Below are 22,030 nucleotides of genomic sequence, written 5' to 3'. Positions count from 1 at the left end.
ATACAAATCTGCACATCACCATTCCGGGAAAACCTTAAGGTTCGAATGGGCTTTCTGTTTGTGAAGTTTTGTGGCGTAGGATTGAAATAGCTTAAGAGATCACCCCGGTACAGTTAATATAAGTGAAGCTGACAGAAAGGTGATAATTGAGAGAATTGCAAAAACAGATTATTGGAACTATGTTTCTGATAAATAATCTTAAGGGATATAATCAGATAGATTAGTTAACAATTAGAATTATTATAAATAACAATAGAGTATTAGAAGGAAGCCCATTGAGAAATCCGCTTCTTCGTTGATAAAACAATGTTTAGTCAAATAGAGAATATGCCGGTTGTGAAACCGGCATATTCTAGTTTAATAACTACTGTTTTTAGCGGATAAAAATAATCTCCCTCCCTTTTCTGTTAAAATTTACGGTATGTGCCTTTTATACGGAATTTTTCTTTTACTATTTTGTGGTTGATCCTTTGTCAAGTGGATAAAATATGCGAATTTTGTTTCTATGATAAGTCAACCTTTAGCTGAGAGATTACGCCCAAAAACGCTGGATGACTATATAGGACAAAAGCATCTGGTGGGAGAAGGAGCTGTGTTGCGTAGAATGATAGACGCGGGAAGAGTGCCTTCTTTTATCTTGTGGGGACCTCCCGGTGTAGGAAAAACAACATTAGCCCAGATCATTGCGAATAGATTAGAGACGACTTTTTATACCTTGAGCGCAATCAGCTCCGGCGTTAAGGATGTTCGTGAAATTATTGATCAAGCCAAGAAAAACAAGTTTTTTAATACGACTTCACCTTTATTATTCATTGATGAAATTCACCGGTTTAGTAAATCTCAGCAAGATTCATTGTTGCATGCTGTTGAGACGGGGGTAGTTACGCTGATAGGCGCAACTACGGAGAATCCTTCATTTGAAGTTATTCGCCCTTTGTTATCTCGTTGTCAGGTTTATGTGCTGAAATCGCTGGATAAAGGTGATTTGTTGGAATTGTTGAATCATGCAATTCAACATGATATTGTACTTAAGGAGAAGAAAATAACGTTGACTGAAACGGGGGCTTTGCTTCGGTATTCAGGTGGTGACGCTCGTAAACTTCTGAATATTCTTGAATTAGTAGTTGCCGCTGAAGAAAGCGATCATGTTGAGATAACAAATGTCAAAGTTGTTGAACGATTGCAAGAGAATCCCGCAGCCTATGATAAGGGTGGGGAAATGCATTATGACATCATTTCTGCATTTATCAAATCGATACGTGGTAGTGATCCGGATGGCGCAATCTATTGGCTGGCTCGTATGGTGGCGGGAGGTGAAGATCCCGAGTTTATAGCCCGGAGACTTGTTATTTCTGCTGCCGAAGATGTTGGTTTAGCTAACCCCAATGCCTTATTGTTGGCAAACGCCTGTTTTGACACCCTGAAGAAGATCGGTTGGCCCGAAGGGCGTATTGTTTTAGCCGAAACAACGATCTATCTGGCTTGTTGCCCAAAGAGTAATTCGGCTTACCTGTCGATTGATAAAGCCATTGCTTATGTTAATCAAACGGGTAACGTACCGGTGCCTCTTCATCTGCGAAATGCCCCGACTAAGTTAATGTCTGAGCTTAACTATGGCGCTGATTATAAGTATGCGCACGACTACCCCAACCACTTTGTGAAGCAAGAGTATTTACCTCATGAAATGCTGAATGAACGTTTTTGGGAAGGACAGGATAATCCGGCCGAAAAGAAATTAGTTGAACATGTGAAAGCGTTATGGGGAGGGCGTTATTAGTGTTAATATGCCATTGTAAATTGATTTTTAATAACTAAATGGTTGCTGTATTCAAAAAAAAGCGTACATTAGCCGCCTGTTAAAAAACAGGATTGGTGTAGTAAGTTATTATAATATTTATATAAAATTAAATTCATAAAAGTATGAAGAAGCACAATTTTTATGCGGGTCCTTCTATCCTAAGCGAGTATACGATAAAGAATACCGCTGCAGCGGTAAATGATTTTGCTGGTACAGGGTTGTCCTTACTCGAAGTTTCGCATAGAAGTAAAGAATTCGTTGCCGTAAGTGACGAGGCGAGAGCCTTGGTTAAGGAGCTTTTAGATGTTCCGGCAGGTTACGAAGTGGTTTTTCTCGGGGGAGGTGCAAGTATGCAATTCTGTATGGTGCCTTTCAATCTACTAAACAAGAAAGCTTCTTATTTGGATTCGGGGACATGGGCTTCCAATGCTATAAAGGAAGCCAAGTTCTTTGGAGAAGTCGAAGTTGTAGCTTCGTCAAAAGAAGCAAATTATTCATATATACCAAAAGGATATTCGATCGCGGACGATACGGATTATTTTCATTTTACATCTAATAATACTATCTTCGGTACGGAGATGAGGTATGATCCGGATGTGAAAGCGCGTTTGGTAGCCGATATGTCGTCTGATATTTTCTCGCGTCCGGTGGATGTGTCCAAATATGATGTTATTTATGCCGGTGCACAAAAAAATCTCGGCCCGGCTGGTGTAACATTGGTTATTGTACGTGAGGATGCGCTTGGACATGTGGAACGTCCGATCCCTACTATCTTAAATTTTAAAACGCATATAGCAAAAGAATCCATGTTTAACACACCACCGGTAATGCCTATTTACGCAAGTCTTCAGACATTGAAGCTTTATAAAGAATTAGGCGGTGTGAAAGTGCTGGAAAAGAAAAATATTGACAAAGCTGCTATCCTTTATGATGAAATAGATCGTAATAAATTGTTCAGAGGAACAGCTGCTGTAGAAGATCGTTCTATAATGAATGTTTGCTTTGTTATGAACGAAGAATACAAAGAGCTTGAAGCAGAATTTAACGCATTTGCATCGGCCGCCGGAATGGTAGGTATTAAAGGACATCGTTCTGTTGGAGGGTTCCGTGCTTCTATCTATAATGCTATGGATAAAAGCAGTGTGGAAGCTTTGATTCAAGTAATGAAAGATTTTGAAAAGAAACATTGAGTATGGCAAAGATATTAATCGCAACAGACAAGCCTTTCGCACCCGTAGCTGTTCAGGGAATACGGGAAATTGTTGAGAAGGAGGGATTTGAATTAGTACTGCTTGAGAAATATACGGAAAAAGCACAATTGCTGGATGCCGTTAAGAATGTTGATGCGATAATTATTCGTAGTGACATTATTGATCAGGAAGTGTTGAACGCGGCTAAACAACTTAAAATCGTAGTTCGTGCCGGAGCTGGATACGATAATGTTGATCTGGATGCTGCTACTGCTAATAATGTATGCGTAATGAACACGCCGGGACAGAATGCGAATGCTGTAGCCGAATTGGTGTTTGGTATGTTGCTTTATGGAATTCGTGGTTTCTTTAATGGAACAGCGGGTATTGAACTGAAAGATAAAAAACTGGGGATATTGGCTTATGGACACGTAGGACGTAATGTGGCTCGGGTTGGTAAGGGCTTTGGAATGGATCAATATGCTTATGACGCCTACGCATCGACAGTTACCATAGAAAATGACGGTGTAAAAGCATTGACTTCTGTTGAAGATTTGTTTAAGACCTGCCAGATTGTATCTTTGCATATCCCGGCAACGGCAGAAACAAAGAAATCGATCAATTTCGAATTGATGAATTCAATGCCTAAAGGAGCGATTGTTGTGAATACTGCCCGTAAAGAAGTTGTGGATGACGAAGGGTTACTGAAGATGTTTTCCGAGCGATCGGACTTTAAGTATTTTACAGATATTCAGCCTGGAAATCACGCGGAGCTATTGGCCGCTTATCCGGATCGCTATTTTGCGACTCCTAAAAAGATGGGTGCCCAAACTGCAGAAGCTAATATAAATGCCGGTCTTGCAGCAGCAAATCAAATTGTAGATTTCCTGAAAAATGGAAATGAGCAATACAAAGTGAATAAATAACAATTGTCTAACAAAATAACATGTAATGGCGGTAATAAAACCATTTAAAGGAATCAGACCACCTGTCGATTTGGTTGAGAAAGTAGCTTCTCGACCATACGATGTTTTGAATTCTGAAGAAGCTCGTGAAGAAGCGAAAGGAAACGAAAAGTCGTTGTATCGTATTATTAAACCGGAAATAGATTTTCCTGTAGGAACAGATGAGCACGATGCGGCTGTGTATGAAAAAGCCGTCGAAAACTTTAAACTGTTTCAGGAAAAAGGCTGGTTGGTGCAAGATCAAAAAGAAATGTACTATGTGTATGCTCAGACGATGAACGGGCGTACGCAATATGGCTTAGTTGTTTGTGCTTCAGTTGAAGATTATCTGAAAGGTAATATTAAGAAACATGAATTAACAAGGCGGGATAAAGAGGAAGACAGAATGAAGCATGTGCGCATCAATAACGCGAATGTCGAACCAGTTTTCTTTGCTTATCCGGATAATGCTGAGTTGGATGGTATTGTGAAAAAATATACCGATAAAGCTCCTGAATATGATTTTGTTGCTCCATTAGATGGTTTTGGTCATACCTTTTGGCCTATTGATAATGTGCAGGATATTCAGCGCATAACGGAACTGTTTGCAGCTATTCCTTCCTTGTACATTGCGGATGGGCATCATCGTTCAGCTGCCGCAGCTTTAGTAGGAGCAGAAAAGGCCAAACAAAATCCTGCCCATCGTGGGGATGAGGAATATAATTATTTCATGGCAGTATGTTTTCCGGCCAGTCAGCTTACAATCATCGATTATAATCGTGTAGTTAAAGACTTAAATGGACTTTCTGATGCGGAATTTCTGGCTAAGTTATCAGATAACTTCATCATTGAAGAAAAGGGAACGGATATTTACACACCGGCAGCATTGCATAATTTCTCTCTTTATCTATCCGGTAAGTGGTATTCTTTAACCGCAAAGCCGGGCACATACAATGATAATGACCCAATTGGCGTGTTGGATGTGACTATTTCTTCTAATCTTGTGTTGGATGAAATCTTAGGAATTAAGGATTTGCGTTCTGATAAACGTATAGATTTCGTTGGTGGAATACGCGGGTTAGGTGAGTTGAAACGTCGTGTGGATAATGGAGAGATGAAAGTCGCATTGGCACTTTATCCTGTTTCTATGAAACAATTGATTGATATCGCCGATACCGGTAACATTATGCCTCCGAAAACAACCTGGTTTGAGCCGAAGCTTCGCTCCGGGCTGGTTATTCATAGTTTAGACTAATTAATATTATATGGGGCAGGCTGAAAACCTGCCCTTTTTGTTGAAATAAAAACCGTAAACTATCAGATGAGTAAAATAAAGAATATCGTTTTTGATTTGGGAGGAGTGATTATTGATTTAGATCGAGATAGCTCGCTTAAGCGATTTAAGGAAATAGGTGTTGCTAATATAGAAGACTATCTGGACCCTTATGAGCAAAGAGGAATCTTTCTTGAGTTAGAAAACGGAGGTGTAGATATTGAAGAATTCCGGATTAAACTAAGTGAAATTGTAGAAAAACCTTTGACAACCGAGGAGGTTCAGTCTGGATGGTTGGGTTTTATAGAGGCTGTGCCACAGTATAAGCTGGATTATATACTGGAATTACGAAAAAACTATAATGTTTTTATTCTTAGTAATACGAATCCGGTCGTTATGGAATGGGCTAAAACTCCTGCTTTTTCCGAAGCCGGGCTTCCTGTTACCGATTATTGTGATAAATTTTATGCTTCATTCGAAATGAAAGTTACTAAGCCAAATCCCCGGATTTTCGATTTGATGATACAGGACTCCGGTATGCTTGCTTCCGAAACTCTGTTTGTCGATGATGGTAAACTAAATGTTGAAACAGGAGCAAAGCTGGGATTTTTAACTTACCAACCATTGAATAAAGAAGATTGGCGCAAACCAATAGATCAGATATTGCAAGGGAATGCTTAAACAAGTGTCACCTTTATCTCGCGCTCACGTAACATTTCGATAATATGCGTGGGCGCATTTTTATTTGTTATAATATGGTGAACTTTGTCGATGTCGCAAATCTTGCAAAAACCTCGTTTGCCGAATTTGGAGGAATCAGTCAGGATGATGATTTCTTGCGAAGCATCAATCATCTGCTGATTAATACGAGCTTCGTTCATGTTGCTGGTCGTCAGTCCGTAATCTAAATCTATGCCGTCAACGCCCAGGAAAAGTTTGTTGCATGAAAGGCTTTCAAGGATATTTTCAGCATAGTGCCCGATGATAGAAACTGAGTTCTTCCTCATAATACCACCAAGTTGGATTACTTCAATATTCGGATTGTAACAAAGCGTCAGCGAAACCTTGACGGAAGAAGTGATAACTGTTATCATTTCATCTATTGTGCTGATTGCGTCGGCAAATGACAATAGCGTGGTTCCGGATGCAATAATAATTTTGTCGTTCTCGTTTAATAGTTGAGCCGCTGCACGCGCGATACCTACTTTCTCTTCCTGATTTATTTTCTCCTTGTCGTCAATATGTCTGTCGGTGATGATCGCACTCATACTGCTTGCACTGCCGTGATTGCGGTAGAGCATTTTCCTTCCCTCAAGATGTTTTAAATCCTTTCGTATCGTCACTTCCGAAACCTCTAATGTTTCGCTTAGCTCCTGTACCTTTACGTGACCTTTATTTTTTATTTGTTCCAGTATATATTGGTGTCTTTCGGCAATACTTCGCATAGCGTTTGTGTTTTGTGTGTTTATGCAAATATACAAGATTCGCGTATATCAAAAGATTATAGGAGCTAAAAAAACTTATTTTGTTTCATATATGTTTCGATAAAGTTTCGAAAGCTTATATATTGTGTTATAAAAGTTTCGAAAAAGCTTTGATATATTTAAAACGTAATTATCTTTGCAATATATAAACCTGCGTAATAACAATTAATACAATAATTTGCTTGATGAAAAGAGAAGATCACATTAAGAAAATAGCCGATACTACAATTGGATGGGATATCCTTGTGGTTGGTGGAGGTGCTACCGGTATAGGGATAGCTTTGGATGCCGCTTCACGTGGATTCAAAGCTGTACTGTTGGAACAGTCCGACTTTACGAAAGCTACATCGAGTCGGAGTACTAAATTAGTGCATGGCGGAGTGCGTTATCTGGCGCAAGGAGACGTAGGTCTTGTTGTTGACGCGCTTCATGAAAGGGGATTTATGCGAAAAAATGCACCTCACCTTGTGAAGGATCAGCGATTTATTATCGGAACCTACCGTTGGTGGGAAAAGGCGTTTTATACGATTGGATTGACAATGTATGACATTCTGGCCGGACGAAGAAGTTTCGGTCGCTCATTGCCAATGCGAAAGAAAGAGGTTATAAGCGAAATACCCGGAATCTCGGAAAAAGGACTCAGGGGTGGGGTAGTTTACCATGACGGGCAATTTGATGATTCCCGTATGGGCATTAACCTACTTCAAACAGCTGTTGAGCATGGCGCTACAGTGGCAAACTATGTGAAAGTATCCGCTTTGACAAAGGATGCAAACGGACGGATATCCGGAGTTGAGGCTGTAGATGAACTTACCGGTCAGACGTATAAACTCCAGGCTCGTGCCGTGATAAACGCAACAGGTATATTTGTAGATGATCTCATGCAAATGGACGCGCCGGAAAAAGAAAAGATAGTACGTCCCAGTCAAGGAGTGCATTTGGTGGTGGACAAATCATTTCTGGGAGGCGACACAGCGATTATGATACCTAAAACAAGTGATGGGCGTGTAATGTTTGGTGTGCCCTGGCATGATAAGGTGGTTTTAGGAACTACAGATACACCGATGAATGAGTTTGTTCTCGAACCAAAGGCGTTGGAAGAGGAAGTAGAATTTATACTAAAAACCTCCGGACAATACCTGACCAAGCAACCAAAACGTGAAGATGTGCTTTCTGTATTCGCAGGACTTCGTCCGTTGGCTGCACCCAAAAAGACAACAGATGGTAAAAAAACGAAGGAAATATCCAGAAGTCATAAGATTGTTGTATCGCCCAGTGGATTAGTGACAATAACCGGAGGTAAATGGACTACCTACCGTGATATGGCGGAAGATGCGGTGAATCGTGCGATTACTGTATGTAACTTAACGAATGTGCCCTGCAAAACCGAAGATATCTTGATACATGGCTATCAGGAAAAGGTGGATCGTTCAAACTTCTCGTATGTTTATGGCAGTGATTATCCGAAAATCCGCGAAATAGAAAGTGAAACAGCAGAAAATTCGAAAAAACTACATCCTGCCTATGATTACACAGTGGCTGAAGTGATCTGGGCTGTGCGGCAAGAAATGGCAATGACGCTTGACGACGTGTTGTCTCGAAGACTTCGAATAACGTTTTTGGATGCCCGGGCTGCTATGAACATGGCTCCTAAAGTAGCTGCGATTATGATGACAGAAATGAAGATGAACGAAGAATGGAAGGACCGGCAAGTGGATGAGTTTGTTCATTTAGCGAAAAACTATTTGCTGGAACCCTGATTTTCTGGCAGGATATTTATACTTTTGATTTTTGGAATAATCTAATATTGAAAAACGCATGGAAAAATACATATTGGCATTTGATGCCGGGACAACCAGTTCCCGCGCTATTCTCTTTGATAGAAAAGGGGAAATCTGTTCTGTAGCCCAAAAAGAATTTACGCAATACTTTCCGCAAAGTGGTTGGGTGGAGCATGATCCACGTGAGATATGGTCTTCACAAGCTGCAGTTGCTGCTGAAGCAATTACTAAAATAGGCGTTAATGGTCTGAACATAGCCGGAATAGGAATAACCAACCAACGCGAAACCACAATCGTGTGGGATAAAGAAACAGGCGAGCCTGTGTATAATGCGATAGTTTGGCAAGACCGACGGACATCTGAATACTGTGATCAGTTGAAGAATGACGGACAATTGCAACTTATTAAGGATAAAACCGGACTAATAATCGATGCTTACTTTAGTGCCACAAAAGTAAAATGGATTTTGGACAATGTAGAAGGGGCAAGAGAAAAAGCAGAAGCCGGAAAATTAGTGTTCGGAACGGTAGATGCCTGGATTGTTTGGCAACTCACTCGCGGAGAGGTACATGTTACTGATGTATCCAATGCTTCACGTACGATGTTGTTTAATATTCACACATTGACATGGGATGACGAGTTGTTGGAATTATTTACGATTCCTAAATCCATGATGCCTAAAGTATGCGAATCAAGTGAGATTTACGGATATACCAAAACTACGATTTTTGCAACTAAAGTACCCATTGCCGGTATTGCCGGCGACCAACAAGCTGCTTTATTCGGTCAAATGTGTGTGGAACCGGGAATGGTGAAAAATACTTACGGTACCGGATGCTTTATTCTGATGAATACCGGAGAAAACAAAGTTGTATCGAAGAATAATTTAATTACAACGGTTGCCTGGAAACTGAATGGAAAAGTAAATTATGCGTTGGAGGGTAGCATATTTGTTGGAGGCGCAATCGTGCAATGGCTGAGAGACGGACTAAATATTATCAAATCGTCTGCCGAAATAGAAGAACTTGCCAAAACTGTAAAAGATAACGGAGGTGTGTTTTTTGTGCCCGCGCTAACCGGATTAGGAGCGCCTCATTGGGATCAGTACGCCAGAGGAACAATTGTTGGCATCTCTCGTGGAACAACTTCCGGACACATTGCCCGTGCCGCACTTGAAGGAATCGCTTACCAAACGATGGATGTAATCAATGCCATGATTCTTGACGCCGGAGTAGGGTTGAAGGAATTGCGCGTAGATGGTGGAGCTGCGAAAAATAATCTGTTAATGCAATTTCAGGCAGATATTCTGGGGCAAACGGTAATTCGTCCGCAAACAACAGAAACTACAGCCTTAGGAGCTGCTTATTTAGCCGGATTAGCGGTAGGCTTCTGGACAAGTCTGGATGAAATACGCGCGCAATGGCATGTCGATGTAACTTTCGAGCCGAATTCAAAAATTGATATGCATCTGGCAAAAAAACAATGGAACGAAGCTGTTCACCGTGCTCAATCATGGATTAAATAACCCTAAAACTTATACTATTGCATGGGACAAGATTTATTATTCGAATTTATTGGAACCGCAATTTTGGTACTGTTGGGAGACGGTGTAGTTGCCAATGTGATTTTAAAGGGAACAAAAGGGCATAATTCCGGTTGGGTTGTGATAACTATTGCCTGGGGATTGGCCGTGTTTGTAGCAGCTTTCATCTCCGCACCTTATTCCGGAGCTCACCTGAACCCCGCACTAACCGTTGGTTTGGCTTTAGCCGGACTGTTTGAAGGAAATATTATCGGTTATATCGTTGCCCAAATGATGGGAGGTATACTTGGTGCCTCGTTGGTTTACTTGTTTTATAAACCTCATTTTGATGCTGAAGAAGACAGTACTACCAAACTTGGCGTGTTCTGTACAATACCTGCGATTCGTAATTATACATACAACTTCATTTGTGAAGTAATTGGAACCTTCCTGCTTGTTTTTGGAATACTGTATGTGGCAGGAGCGGAAATATCCGGTCCTTATCCGGTGGCATTATTAATTGTGGCAATCGGTATGTCGCTGGGAGGTACAACCGGATACGCGATAAACCCGGCTCGAGACCTGGCTCCTCGCATTGCACATGCTATATTACCGATAAAAGGAAAAAGAGATAGCGATTGGACTTATTCCTGGGTGCCTGTGGTAGGGCCCTTTACCGGGGCTTTATTGGCAGGCGGATTATATTTATTAATATAGAGAAAAAGGCAATCCGGATTCCGGATTGCCTTTCTTATAATACGAACGTGAGTAGGATTAAAGCTTGTTTGCCGAACCTAATACGTTTTCGATTTTGTGTTTGTACAACTTCTTCATGTTGTCGCGAGCCGGACCTAAATATTTACGTGGGTCGAATTCAGCAGGCTTAGTTGCGAAAGTTTCGCGGATAGAAGCTGTCATAGCCAAACGGCTATCTGAGTCGATGTTGATTTTACATACCGCAGAAGCAGCTGCTCTACGTAATTGTTCTTCAGGGATACCGATAGCATCTTTCAATGCACCACCGTATTTGTTGATAGTATTAACCTCTTCCTCAGGAACTGAAGATGCACCGTGCAACACGATTGGGAAGCCCGGAAGTTCTTTTTCGCAACCTTCCAATACGTCGAAACGCAAGGGAGGAGGAACAAGAACACCTTTAGCATCACGTGTACATTGGTCCGGAGTAAACTTGTTAGCTCCGTGAGAAGTACCGATAGAAATAGCTAAAGAGTCGCAACCCGTTTTAGTAACGAAGTCAACCACTTCTTCAGGTTTAGTATATGTATGGTGCTCAGCAGAAACTTCATCTTCAACACCTGCAAGGATACCTAATTCACCCTCAACAGTTACATCGAATTGATGTGCGTATTCAACAACTTTCTTTGTCAGCGCTACGTTTTCGTCATAAGGCAGGTGAGATCCGTCAATCATAACAGAAGAGAATCCCATATCAATACAGCTCTTGCAAGTTTCAAAAGAATCACCGTGATCTAAGTGAAGCACGATTTGAGGATTTTTGCAGCCTAATTCTTTTGCGTACTCAACAGCACCCTCAGCCATATAGCGAAGAAGAGTCTGGTTTGCATACTGACGTGCACCTTTAGAAACCTGAAGGATTACCGGAGAATTAGTTTCAGCAGCAGCCTGGATAATTGCCTGAAGCTGTTCCATGTTGTTGAAGTTAAAAGCAGGGATCGCATATCCACCTTTAACTGCTTTTGCGAACATTTCCTTTGTGTTCACCAAGCCTAATTGTTTGTAACTTAGCATTGTTATATGTGTTATTACGTTATTGATTAAAAACTTGTACAAATATACAAATATTCGGTGTACTGTATGCTATTAAACATACTAAAATAACACAAAACTATATTACAAATGAAAAAATACTTCCCATTTCTTTGTTTCTTCATGATGAATGAATACCTTTGCAAGCCAATTTACCGGTTACCAGCTGAATAAACAGATTATAATTAAAAATAAGATAAAGCAATGAAACAAGGTATTCACCCTGACAACTATCGTGCGGTAGCATTCAAAGATATGTCAAACGACGATGTATTCATCACGCGTTCAACAATCAACGCAAAAGAAACTATTGAAATTGATGGCGTTACATATCCATTAATCAAAATAGAAATTTCAAATACTTCTCACCCGTTCTATACTGGTAAATCTAAACTGGTGGATACTGCAGGACGTGTTGATAAGTTCATGAGTCGCTACGGTAACCGTAACAAGAAATAAGGATTCCTCTTAAGGAAAACTGAAAAACACAAAAAGGCTGTTCGAAATTATCGGACAGCCTTTTTTGTATCCTGTCGGTACGCTATTTTCTACACATTACTATACGTTTAAAAAGATATCCTTTATTTTTAAAAAGATATCCTTTATTTTTCGAAAAATAACCTTTATGTATTTGGCTTTGAATTTCAACGGCTGCAAAAATGCTGTTTTTTAGGAAAAACACAGGCGGATTAGTCCCGGATATCATTGGATTTATTAAATTTGAAAATAAACACAGACAAATAGCTTAGTTGCGTTTTCTAATTAAAAAAATAAACCATGATCTATCAATTTAAAATTCAAATTAAAGGAATAAAAAAGCCACCCGTTTGGCGTCGTGTAGCAGTCCCTTCAACCTTTACCTTTGAGCGTTTTCACGATGTGATTCAACTATCATTCGGTTGGTTAAACTACCATCTGTACCGCTTTGAACCCAAACCCATGGATCGCGGATTAGTAATCTCCATACCATCAGAAGACGACTGGGAGCCGGTAAAACACGCAAGAAAAATCAAACTAAAAGACATCTTCAATTCAGAAGGACAAACCTATATGTACATCTACGACTATGGCGATAACTGGGAACACGAAATCAAGCTCGAAGCCATATTGCCGGAAAACGCCCTCAAAGCCGTCTGCCTGGCCGGAAAAGGCAGTTGCCCCCCCGAAGACTGTGGAGGAGCCCCCATATACGAAGAAATAAAAAGAATACTACGAGAAACCCCCGAAACCCCCACCGCCGCACACTACAGAGACTGGCTCGAACTCGCCCCAGACGAAACCTGGGAAGAACTCTGGCCCTTTAATGCCAACGAAGTAAATGAGGAATTGAGATTGTTGTGAGTTGTGGAAAAAGAAAAGCGACATATAAAATATGCCGCCTCTAATGTTTTCACAACGGAATAATCCTTATTGTGATTTGCTTCAAATTGTAGGTGCAAATATAATAAAAAAATGAATTTAATCAATATAATGAAAAAAAATGAGAACTATTTTGGGATTAGATCTTGGAGTATCATCAATAGGATGGGCTCTTGTCAGAGAGGGAGATAATGAAAATGAAACGTCATCAATTATCAAATTGGGTGTACGTGTGAATCCGTTGACTGTTGATGAGACCTCTAATTTCGAACGCGGGAAGAGTATTACAACAAATGCGGATAGGACTCTTAAAAGGAGTATGCGTAGAAATTTGCAACGTTATAAATTAAGGAGAAACAACCTGATAGAAATACTAAAGAGGAACGGCTTTATTTCTGAAGACTCCATATTGTCAGAGACAGGAAACAAAACTACTTTTGAAACACATCATTTAAGAGCAAAAGCAGTCACCGAAAGAGTAACCTTGGATCAGCTTGCTCGTGTATTATTAATGATTAATAAAAAGAGAGGTTATAAAAGTAGTAGAAAGTCTAAATCTCAAGATGAAGGACAGTTAATAGATGGTCTTGAAGTAGCAAAAAGGTTATATGAGGACAATCTAACTCCGGGGCAGCTAATTTATCTGTTCTTGAAAGAAGGGAAAAAAAATATTCCTGATTTTTATCGTTCAGATCTACAGATTGAGTTTGATAAGGTATGGAATTTTCAAAGTCAGTTTTATCCGGAAATTTTGACTGACGATTTAAAGACAAAATCAGAAGGGAAAAGCAAACTAAATACCGCGAAACTATTCCTTGCATTACACGGTGTTTATACAGCAGAAAATAAGAATAAAGATAAACGCTTGCAAGCAGCTAAGTGGCGTGTGGACGGCTTGAAAAAACAATTGACTGTTGAGGAAGTTGCTTTTGTTATTAGTGAAATTAACGGAGAAATTAGTAACTCAAGCGGTTATCTAGGTGATATTAGTGATAGAAGTAAAGAACTGTTCTTTCACAAACAGACTGTAGGGCAATTTTTAATGATGCAACTGAAAAATAATCCTAATACTTCTCTTAAAAATAAAGTGTTTTATCGTCAGGATTATTTGAATGAATTTGAAGCGATTTGGGAAAATCAAGCGAAGTATCATGATGTGTTAACACCTGAACTAAAACAAGAAATTCGTGATGTTGTTATTTTTTATCAACGCAGATTAAAGAGCCAGAAAGGATTGATCAGTTTTTGTGAGTTTGAAAGTAAAGAAATTGAAATAATTGTAGACGGTAAAAAGAAGATAAAGAAAAATGGATTTAGAGTATGCCCTAAGTCTTCGCCAATTTTTCAAGAGTTTAAAATATGGCAGATATTAAATGATATTGTTGTTAAGAATGAAGGAGGTGGTTTTGAGAAACGTTTCCTAACTCAAGAAGAAAAGGAAACTTTATTTAAAGAGCTGAATATAAAAAAAGAAATGAAAGCTTCTGAGGTCATAAAACTTCTTTTTAAGAAAACCTCAAAAATTGAATTGAATATTGATAGAATTGAAGGAAACCGCACACAAGCTGCTTTATTTGAGGTTTATCAGGATATAATAGAATTGAGTGGGCATGGGAAATATGTTTTTCAAAAAATGAATTCCTCAGAGGTGTTAGAATTAGTAAGCTCTGTTTTTTGTGCTTTAGGTTATAATGTTGGACTACTTAATTTTGACTCAACTTTAGAGGGCAGTAGCATTGAAAAACAACCTTTGTTTCAGTTGTGGCATCTTTTATATTCTTTTGAAGGTGATAAATCAAATACAGGAAATGAAAAACTAATTCAAAAAATTACTGATCTGTTTGGGTTTGAAAAATCCTTTTCAACTTTGTTTGCAAAAATTACTTTTCAGAATGATTATGGGAGTCTAAGCGCAAAAGCAATAAGACGAATATTACCTTATTTAAGAGAAGGAATGAAATACAGTGATGCTTGTTTCAAAGCGGGCTATCAGCATTCGGCTAAATCGATGACTGTTGAAGAGAAAGAGCAGAAGCAGTATAAAGAACGATTGGAAAATTTTTCGAAGAACAGTTTGCGTAATCCAGTAGTCGAAAAGATATTGAATCAAATGATAAATGTGATCAATTTAATTATTGATACTTATGGTAAGCCTGACGAAATACGGATAGAACTAGCGAGAGAGCTAAGGAAGAATGCAAAGCAGCGTGCGTTAATGACTCAAAATATAAATCAGACAGCTATAAACAATGAAGAGGTCAAAAATATATTGAAAAATAAGTTTGGACTATCTCATATTAGTCGTAATGATATTATTCGCTATAAATTATATGAAGAGCTAAAACATAATGGTTACCATACACTCTATTCTAAAACTTATATTTCTCCGGAAAAATTGTTTTCAAAAGAATTTGACATAGAACATATTATTCCTCAATCGCGATTATTTGATGATTCTTTTTCAAATAAAACGTTAGAGTTAAGTAGTATAAATCGTGAAAAAGGAAATGATACAGCATGGGATTATATATTTAAGAAGAAAGGAGACGAAGGTGTTGAAGATTATGAACAACGGCTGGATTCACTGTTTAAACAGAGTGCGATTTCAAAGGCAAAATATGTGAAGCTTAAAATTAAAGGAGATGCTATTCCTGATGGGTTTATAAATCGAGACTTGAATGATACGCAATATATAGCCAAAAAAGCAAAAGAAATATTAGAAGAACTGGTTAAAAATGTAGTTTCGACTACGGGTGCCATAACAGATAGATTGCGTGAGGATTGGCAGCTTGTAGATGTGATGAAAGAGCTGAACTGGGATAAGTATGATAAATTAGGGTTAACGGAGGTTTTTGAGAATAGAGACGGTCATATTGTAAAACGTATTACGGATTGGACAAAGCGTAATGATCATAGGCATCATGCGATGGATGCTTTAACAGTTGCTTTTACGAAACATGTTTATATTCAGTATCTCAATAATTTGAATTCAAGAATTGATAAGACAAGTGATATCTATGGTATAGAGCAAAAATATTTGTCAAGAGATAGTAAGAACAAGTTGAAATTTAAACCTCCCATGCAATTGCATGAATTTCGAAAAGAAGCCAGAATGCATTTGGAAAATCTTTTTGTTTCAATTAAAGCAAAGAATAAAGTTGCTACAACTAATGTAAATACGATTGATAAAAAAGAGGGAGTGAGTAAAAAGAAACAGCTTACTCCAAGAGGTCAGCTTCATAATGAAACAATTTATGGCCGTATTCAGCAGTATGTCACAAAAACAGAAAAAGTCGGCGCCTCTTTTGATGAGATTAAAATAGCGAAGGTCGTACCTGAATGTCATAAAAAGGCTTTACTTAAGCGGTTAGCTTTATTTGATAATGATCCCCGAAAAGCATTTTCAGGAAAGAATTCGATATCAAAATCTCCTTTGTTTTTAGATGAAAATCATACGGAAATGCTGCCGGAAAAGGTTAAGTTAGTCAATTTAGAATATATCTATACCATTCGGAAAGAAATAGCCCCGGATTTGAAATTGGATAAAGTGATTGATCATAAAATTAGAAAAATTCTACAAGCAAGATTAAATGAATTTGGAGGAGATAATAAGAAGGCGTTTTCAAACTTAGAGGAAAATCCAATTTGGTTAAATGAAAAAAAAGGAATTTGTATTAAACGAGTTACTATTCGAGGTGTAAGTAATGCGAATGCTTTGCATGATAAAAAAGATAAAGACGGTAGATTTATTTTAGATAAAGAAGGACGGAAGATTCCTGTGGACTTTGTTAATACAGGAAATAATCATCATGTAGCCATCTATAAAGATAAGGCTGGGAATTTGCAAGAAACTGTAGTTTCTTTTTTTGAGGCAACAATGCGTGCAACCCTTCATCAACCGATTATTGATAAATCTTATAACGCAAGTGAAGGTTGGGAGTTTCTGTTTACAATGAAGCAAAATGAGTATTTTGTTTTTCCGAATCCGCATACTGGCTTTGATCCGAATGAAATAGATTTAAAGAATCCTGATAATTATTCAACAATCAGCCCTAATTTGTTTAGGGTACAAAAAATTGCAACAAGAGATTATTTTTTCAGACATCATTTGGAAACTAATGTTGATGATAATAATGCTTTGAAAGGAATTACCTGGTTGAGAATAGGACTTGGTGGTCTTACTGATATTGTGAAAGTAAGAGTAAATCATATTGGACAGATTGTTAATATTGAACAGGATTGAGGCTTGATTTATTATTTAAAAAAAAGAGGAGGAATTAAGTATTCCTCCTCTCAAAATAAAAAAAGCAAATCACAACTAAACTCAATATTTATTGTATTGAATTTATTTTGTTAAAATCTAATTTTGGAGGTGATAGCTTTTTTATGAAAAAGCTATCATGTATAAATAAATACCCTCCAAATAATAATTAAAAAATTGATAAGCATTCATCTGCAAAGATAAATTTATTTTGAACATTTATTGAGTTTAGAGTCATTTTATTTTGTTTTGGTGTTAAATTATGATAAAGAAAACATTGTATTTTGGTAATCCGGCCTATTTGAGTCTCCGTAATGAACAACTTATTATTAAGTTGCCGGAAATTGAAAAAAATGATTCGTTGCCAGATCATTTCAAAAAGGTTAGTGAGGCATCTTTTCCTATTGAAGATTTAGGTGTTGTTATGCTTGATCATAAACAAATAACGTTAACTCATGGATTAATAGAAAAGTTGTTGGCAAATAATGTTGCCCTATTAACTTGTGATAGTACCAGAATGCCTGTTGGTATGATGTTACCTCTTTCAAAGAATACTTTACAAAGTGAGAGATTTGCATCACAAATAAATGCCTCTGATCCATTGAAAAAAAACCTATGGCAACAAACAATCAAGGCTAAAATAACAAATCAAGCCAGAGTCTTGAAAAAACATAGAACGTGTAATATTCGTAATATGTTGTATTGGGCAGGGGAGGTGAAGAGTGGAGATGCTGATAATCATGAAGCACGTTCTGCTGCATATTATTGGAAGGAAGCCTTTCCTATGATTGATAACTTTACAAGAGGAAGAGATTGTGATCCCCCCAATAATTTATTAAATTATGGGTATGCGGTTTTGAGAGCAGTTATTGCACGTTCGTTGGTAGGTAGTGGTTTGTTGCCTACATTAGGAATTCATCACCATAATCGCTATAACGCTTATTGTTTGGCCGATGATATAATGGAGCCGTATCGCCCGTTTGTTGATGACCTTGTATTTTCAATAGTAAAGAGTGGCGAAAATTATTCAGAATTAACAACTTCAGTAAAAGCAAAACTTCTTGCAATTCCAACAATAGATGTGATGATAGAAAAACGACGTAGTCCATTAATGGTTGCAGCAGGACAAACAGCCGCCTCACTAAACTTATGTTTTGAAGGTAAATTACGCCGGATAAAGTACCCTGAATTGTTATAAAGTATGAGACAGAGTCGGTTTAATCAATATCGTATTATGTGGGTTATAGTATTATTTGATCTACCTACTGAAACTAAAAAGGATAGAAAAGCTTATTCGGTATTTAGAAATAAACTACAGAAAGACGGTTTTACTATGTTTCAGTTTTCTACTTATATACGCCATTGCATGAGCGTAGAAAATGCTAATGTACATATAAAGCGTGTAAAGAAATTTTTACCAGAAAAGGGGCATGTTGGAATTTTATGTATAACCGACAAGCAGTTTGGTATGATGGAGCTATTTTATGGAAAAAGTCCTGAATTTAAAGATACCGGAGCCCAGCAACTTGAATTATTTTAGAAACCCCAAATCTTAACACGTCTCAAGATTTAAGGTTTCTAAATAATAAAAAATCAAATGCAAACAACCTTTGTAATACGTTGATATATACGTTATTACTGTGTGGTATACTGTAATCAATGAACTAAGGTACAATTTTGAAAGCAAATCACAACTGAAAGCCCTTTACCTTCTACAACGTCAAACTGTAATCAATGAACTAAGGTACAATTTTGAAAGCAAATCACAACTATAAACGTATCCATCATCTTCTATCACATACTGTAATCAATGAACTAAGGTACAATTTTGAAAGCAAATCACAACTGAAGTATTCTGTTGATAAAAAGTACTCAAACTGTAATCAATGAACTAAGGTACAATTTTGAAAGCAAATCACAACTCTATCCATCCAATATGTTAATTGATAGCGACTGTAATCAATGAACTAAGGTACAATTTTGAAAGCAAATCACAACATACACAACCGGCATCACGACATTATCCTTACTGTAATCAATGAACTAAGGTACAATTTTGAAAGCAAATCACAACTGGCAGACTTAAGAGAATCAGGCGGTATCGACTGTAATCAATGAACTAAGGTACAATTTTGAAAGCAAATCACAACGCCATCCCACCAATAATCAGGAACGTCCGTACTGTAATCAATGAACTAAGGTACAATTTTGAAAGCAAATCACAACAGCAACGGAATGATAGTTGTACCCCTCATAACTGTAATCAATGAACTAAGGTACAATTTTGAAAGCAAATCACAACCTCCCTGAACCTTGAAAAAAAATGCGGAGGACTGTAATCAATGAACTAAGGTACAATTTTGAAAGCAAATCACAACTATCCCCGTTAATAGCGGACAGCATAAGTTACTGTAATCAATGAACTAAGGTACAATTTTGAAAGCAAATCACAACATATCACGGAAAAAGGAAATGGCTGGTTTACTGTAATCAATGAACTAAGGTACAATTTTGAAAGCAAATCACAACTCTTGTTGACGTGCTTCATTGCCGATTTCCACTGTAATCAATGAACTAAGGTACAATTTTGAAAGCAAATCACAACTTCCTTGCGGACATACCAATAGCTTAGGCACTGTAATCAATGAACTAAGGTACAATTTTGAAAGCAAATCACAACCCGCCGTACGCCTTACGATTCGCTAAAAGAACTGTAATCAATGAACTAAGGTACAATTTTGAAAGCAAATCACAACCTGTTTCTTCGTGGTTTATGTAAAAGCCCAACTGTAATCAATGAACTAAGGTACAATTTTGAAAGCAAATCACAACCTATCAGGTACAATGAGAATGACAGATCGGACTGTAATCAATGAACTAAGGTACAATTTTGAAAGCAAATCACAACTATTATCTTTCTTGCCAACAATGTCAATAGACTGTAATCAATGAACTAAGGTACAATTTTGAAAGCAAATCACAACCCGCCGTACGCCTTACGATTCGCTAAAAGAACTGTAATCAATGAACTAAGGTACAATTTTGAAAGCAAATCACAACCTGTTTCTTCGTGGTTTATGTAAAAGCCCAACTGTAATCAATGAACTAAGGTACAATTTTGAAAGCAAATCACAACCTATCAGGTACAATGAGAATGACAGATCGGACTGTAATCAATGAACTAAGGTACAATTTTGAAAGCAAATCACAACGGAATCCATATCTGTTAGTAAATCGTGGAAACTGTAATCAATGAACTAAGGTACAATTTTGAAAGCAAATCACAACTTGTAGCTGAAATGTTCGGCTTTGAACCTACTGTAATCAATGAACTAAGGTACAATTTTGAAAGCAAATCACAACCTATCAGGTACAATGAGAATGACAGATCGGACTGTAATCAATGAACTAAGGTACAATTTTGAAAGCAAATCACAACTTGTAGCTGAAATGTTCGGCTTTGAACCTACTGTAATCAATGAACTAAGGTACAATTTTGAAAGCAAATCACAACAAATGGATGTGCCTTTGGAATTTAAGGACAACTGTAATCAATGAACTAAGGTACAATTTTGAAAGCAAATCACAACAACTTGGTTATACAATCATTATAATAAGCACTGTAATCAATGAACTAAGGTACAATTTTGAAAGCAAATCACAACTTTAAGAGAACGGTATGGTAAGCCTATTCGACTGTAATCAATGAATTAAGGTACAATTTTGAAAGCAAATCACAACACGTTGTTACGGATTATATTACGTGTGCGGACTGTAATCAATGAACTAAGGTAAGCATTCGGCGTCCTCCGTCTTTTTCTTAGCTTTACTTGGTTCTATCTTTGCCCAAAAAAGATTATGTGGAATCTCAAAGAATTTGAAGTTGTCTATTCGCATTATAAGTCCAGCGGTCTCCGTGTCAAAGACTTTTGTCATAACGAGTGCATTTCTTTATCCCGTTTTTTCTATTGGCAGAAGAAGCTGAAGTCCTATGGCAGAGAATTGCCTTCCCCTTCCGGTTTCGTTCCGTTGATGTTGAATTCTTCAGGTTCTCCGGCAAAGAGTTCTTCTGATTATTCGGATGTTTCATATCATCAATCAAAAACCGAGTCTGTTTGCGAGGTGGTCTATCCTAATGGAATAAAACTCCGTTTACCTTTAGATACGGATATCCGACAGTTGGAACAGCTTATCCTCTTATTTCGTTAAGCCATGTTTAATCTGAATGAATCCATCCGCTATTGGTTGTATCCTTTCCCGACCGATATGCGTAAAAGCTTTTATACCTTGAGCGGGATAGTGACCGATCAGATGGGCTGCAATATCCGGAGCGGTGATGCCTTTATCTTTATCAACCGACCTTGCACCTCAATGAAAGTATTACACATGGAAACCGGCGGATTGGTTATCTATCATTTGCGGCTTGAAGAGGGCACTTTCAAGCTTCCTGCTTTTGATCAAGAGAGCCGTTCTCACCGGAGTTCCTGGAAAAATCTGATGCTTATGATACAAGGCATTGATGCGCAAACCTGCAAACACCAAAAACGCTGGAAAGGCTGATAAATAAAGGGTGTTAACCCACTTTTTTCTTGTCTGAATCGTTGAAGCTCCGTATCTTTACTCTTGTAAT

17 protein-coding genes and 1 CRISPR repeat array are annotated in these 22,030 nt (G+C 37.9%); of the genes, 15 read left to right on the top strand and 2 right to left on the bottom strand.

The features are described from left to right. Positions 1-505: 505 nt before the first annotated feature. The 5 genes from B9Y81_RS01035 (at position 506) to B9Y81_RS01015 (ending at position 5,886) form a co-directional block, all read left to right on the top strand. Complete coding sequence (locus B9Y81_RS01035) at positions 506-1,777, top strand: replication-associated recombination protein A (RefSeq protein WP_085535147.1); 1,272 nt, start codon at positions 506-508, stop codon at positions 1,775-1,777. A 143-nt stretch (positions 1,778-1,920) separates the two neighbouring features. Continuing rightward, the gene (serC, locus tag B9Y81_RS01030) at positions 1,921-2,988 is read left to right on the top strand and encodes a 3-phosphoserine/phosphohydroxythreonine transaminase (protein WP_085535146.1); all 1,068 of its coding nucleotides are present in this window, start codon (positions 1,921-1,923) and stop codon (positions 2,986-2,988) included. Positions 2,989-2,990: 2 nt separating this feature from the next. Further along, the gene (locus tag B9Y81_RS01025) at positions 2,991-3,914 is read left to right on the top strand and encodes an NAD(P)-dependent oxidoreductase (RefSeq protein WP_085535145.1); all 924 of its coding nucleotides are present in this window, start codon (positions 2,991-2,993) and stop codon (positions 3,912-3,914) included. A 25-nt stretch (positions 3,915-3,939) separates the two neighbouring features. Beyond that, entirely contained in the window at positions 3,940-5,187 is a 1,248-nt protein-coding gene (locus tag B9Y81_RS01020) for a DUF1015 domain-containing protein (protein ID WP_085535144.1), read from the top strand. Positions 5,188-5,253: 66 nt separating this feature from the next. Beyond that, positions 5,254-5,886 (top strand): HAD family hydrolase, encoded by a 633-nt coding sequence (locus tag B9Y81_RS01015; protein ID WP_085535143.1) that lies wholly within the window; start codon positions 5,254-5,256, stop codon positions 5,884-5,886. Here the strand turns inward: B9Y81_RS01015 and B9Y81_RS01010 are convergent. After that, positions 5,883-6,650, bottom strand: a complete 768-nt coding sequence (locus B9Y81_RS01010) for a DeoR/GlpR family DNA-binding transcription regulator (RefSeq protein ID WP_085535142.1) — start codon at positions 6,648-6,650, stop codon at positions 5,883-5,885. The genes B9Y81_RS01015 and B9Y81_RS01010 overlap by 4 nt on opposite strands. Before the next feature lie 224 nt (positions 6,651-6,874). Here B9Y81_RS01010 and B9Y81_RS01005 point away from each other — a divergent pair, with 224 nt between their 5' ends. Genes B9Y81_RS01005 through B9Y81_RS00995 form a run of 3 tightly spaced genes read left to right on the top strand, consistent with a single transcriptional unit; the run spans position 6,875 to position 10,709 of the window. Continuing rightward, positions 6,875-8,449 carry a glycerol-3-phosphate dehydrogenase/oxidase gene (locus B9Y81_RS01005; protein WP_085535141.1) on the top strand — a complete coding sequence of 525 codons (1,575 nt, stop codon included), beginning with the start codon at positions 6,875-6,877 and terminating at the stop codon, positions 8,447-8,449. 58 nt (positions 8,450-8,507) lie between these two features. Then, on the top strand, positions 8,508-9,995 hold the full coding sequence (glpK, locus tag B9Y81_RS01000; protein WP_085535140.1) for a glycerol kinase GlpK: 1,488 nt from the start codon (positions 8,508-8,510) through the stop codon (positions 9,993-9,995). Positions 9,996-10,016: 21 nt separating this feature from the next. Continuing rightward, on the top strand, positions 10,017-10,709 hold the full coding sequence (locus B9Y81_RS00995; protein WP_085535139.1) for an MIP/aquaporin family protein: 693 nt from the start codon (positions 10,017-10,019) through the stop codon (positions 10,707-10,709). Positions 10,710-10,766: 57 nt separating this feature from the next. Here B9Y81_RS00995 and B9Y81_RS00990 read toward each other — a convergent pair whose 3' ends face one another. Continuing rightward, positions 10,767-11,762 carry a class II fructose-bisphosphate aldolase gene (locus B9Y81_RS00990; RefSeq protein WP_085535138.1) on the bottom strand — a complete coding sequence of 332 codons (996 nt, stop codon included), beginning with the start codon at positions 11,760-11,762 and terminating at the stop codon, positions 10,767-10,769. Positions 11,763-11,984: 222 nt separating this feature from the next. Between B9Y81_RS00990 and B9Y81_RS00985 the strand changes: the two genes are divergently transcribed. The 7 genes from B9Y81_RS00985 to tnpB all read left to right on the top strand — a co-directional run bounded on the left by B9Y81_RS00985 (position 11,985) and on the right by tnpB (position 21,960). Continuing rightward, positions 11,985-12,239 (top strand): type B 50S ribosomal protein L31, encoded by a 255-nt coding sequence (locus B9Y81_RS00985; RefSeq protein ID WP_085535137.1) that lies wholly within the window; start codon positions 11,985-11,987, stop codon positions 12,237-12,239. 318 nt (positions 12,240-12,557) lie between these two features. Next, positions 12,558-13,121 (top strand): plasmid pRiA4b ORF-3 family protein, encoded by a 564-nt coding sequence (locus B9Y81_RS00980; protein WP_085535136.1) that lies wholly within the window; start codon positions 12,558-12,560, stop codon positions 13,119-13,121. A 139-nt stretch (positions 13,122-13,260) separates the two neighbouring features. Next, on the top strand, positions 13,261-17,382 hold the full coding sequence (gene cas9, locus B9Y81_RS00975; protein ID WP_085535135.1) for a type II CRISPR RNA-guided endonuclease Cas9: 4,122 nt from the start codon (positions 13,261-13,263) through the stop codon (positions 17,380-17,382). A gap of 280 nt (positions 17,383-17,662) precedes the next feature. After that, entirely contained in the window at positions 17,663-18,598 is a 936-nt protein-coding gene (gene cas1 / locus B9Y81_RS00970; RefSeq protein ID WP_085535134.1) for a type II CRISPR-associated endonuclease Cas1, read from the top strand. Positions 18,599-18,634: 36 nt separating this feature from the next. Continuing rightward, complete coding sequence (gene cas2, locus B9Y81_RS00965) at positions 18,635-18,940, top strand: CRISPR-associated endonuclease Cas2 (RefSeq protein WP_085535133.1); 306 nt, start codon at positions 18,635-18,637, stop codon at positions 18,938-18,940. A gap of 109 nt (positions 18,941-19,049) precedes the next feature. After that, positions 19,050-21,141: a CRISPR direct-repeat array (repeat unit 46 nt; unit sequence ACTGTAATCAATGAACTAAGGTACAATTTTGAAAGCAAATCACAAC). Positions 21,142-21,258: 117 nt separating this feature from the next. Continuing rightward, positions 21,259-21,609 (top strand): IS66 family insertion sequence element accessory protein TnpA, encoded by a 351-nt coding sequence (gene tnpA, locus B9Y81_RS00960; RefSeq protein ID WP_085535132.1) that lies wholly within the window; start codon positions 21,259-21,261, stop codon positions 21,607-21,609. Between the two features lie 3 nt (positions 21,610-21,612). Next, entirely contained in the window at positions 21,613-21,960 is a 348-nt protein-coding gene (gene tnpB, locus B9Y81_RS00955) for an IS66 family insertion sequence element accessory protein TnpB (RefSeq protein ID WP_085535131.1), read from the top strand. Positions 21,961-22,030 lie beyond the last annotated feature (70 nt).

Origin of the sequence: Massilibacteroides vaginae (assembly GCF_900178525.1) — a bacterium.
Lineage (GTDB): Bacteria > Bacteroidota > Bacteroidia > Bacteroidales > Tannerellaceae > Massilibacteroides > Massilibacteroides vaginae.
The sequence above is the reverse complement of the archived record's forward strand: the minus strand, read 5'-3'. Positions and strand labels throughout refer to the sequence as shown.

Bases quoted from the DNA above. Each gene is read 5' to 3' on its own strand.
- B9Y81_RS01035 (WP_085535147.1), top strand. From the start codon at position 506: ATGATAAGTCAACCTTTAGCTGAGAGATTACGCCCAAAAACGCTGGAT.
- serC (WP_085535146.1), top strand. From the start codon at position 1,921: ATGAAGAAGCACAATTTTTATGCGGGTCCTTCTATCCTAAGCGAGTAT.
- B9Y81_RS01025 (WP_085535145.1), top strand. From the start codon at position 2,991: ATGGCAAAGATATTAATCGCAACAGACAAGCCTTTCGCACCCGTAGCT.
- B9Y81_RS01020 (WP_085535144.1), top strand. From the start codon at position 3,940: ATGGCGGTAATAAAACCATTTAAAGGAATCAGACCACCTGTCGATTTG.
- B9Y81_RS01015 (WP_085535143.1), top strand. From the start codon at position 5,254: ATGAGTAAAATAAAGAATATCGTTTTTGATTTGGGAGGAGTGATTATT.
- B9Y81_RS01010 (WP_085535142.1), bottom strand. From the start codon at position 6,650: ATGCGAAGTATTGCCGAAAGACACCAATATATACTGGAACAAATAAAA.
- B9Y81_RS01005 (WP_085535141.1), top strand. From the start codon at position 6,875: ATGAAAAGAGAAGATCACATTAAGAAAATAGCCGATACTACAATTGGA.
- glpK (WP_085535140.1), top strand. From the start codon at position 8,508: ATGGAAAAATACATATTGGCATTTGATGCCGGGACAACCAGTTCCCGC.
- B9Y81_RS00995 (WP_085535139.1), top strand. From the start codon at position 10,017: ATGGGACAAGATTTATTATTCGAATTTATTGGAACCGCAATTTTGGTA.
- B9Y81_RS00990 (WP_085535138.1), bottom strand. From the start codon at position 11,762: ATGCTAAGTTACAAACAATTAGGCTTGGTGAACACAAAGGAAATGTTC.
- B9Y81_RS00985 (WP_085535137.1), top strand. From the start codon at position 11,985: ATGAAACAAGGTATTCACCCTGACAACTATCGTGCGGTAGCATTCAAA.
- B9Y81_RS00980 (WP_085535136.1), top strand. From the start codon at position 12,558: ATGATCTATCAATTTAAAATTCAAATTAAAGGAATAAAAAAGCCACCC.
- cas9 (WP_085535135.1), top strand. From the start codon at position 13,261: ATGAGAACTATTTTGGGATTAGATCTTGGAGTATCATCAATAGGATGG.
- cas1 (WP_085535134.1), top strand. From the start codon at position 17,663: ATGATAAAGAAAACATTGTATTTTGGTAATCCGGCCTATTTGAGTCTC.
- cas2 (WP_085535133.1), top strand. From the start codon at position 18,635: ATGTGGGTTATAGTATTATTTGATCTACCTACTGAAACTAAAAAGGAT.
- tnpA (WP_085535132.1), top strand. From the start codon at position 21,259: ATGTGGAATCTCAAAGAATTTGAAGTTGTCTATTCGCATTATAAGTCC.
- tnpB (WP_085535131.1), top strand. From the start codon at position 21,613: ATGTTTAATCTGAATGAATCCATCCGCTATTGGTTGTATCCTTTCCCG.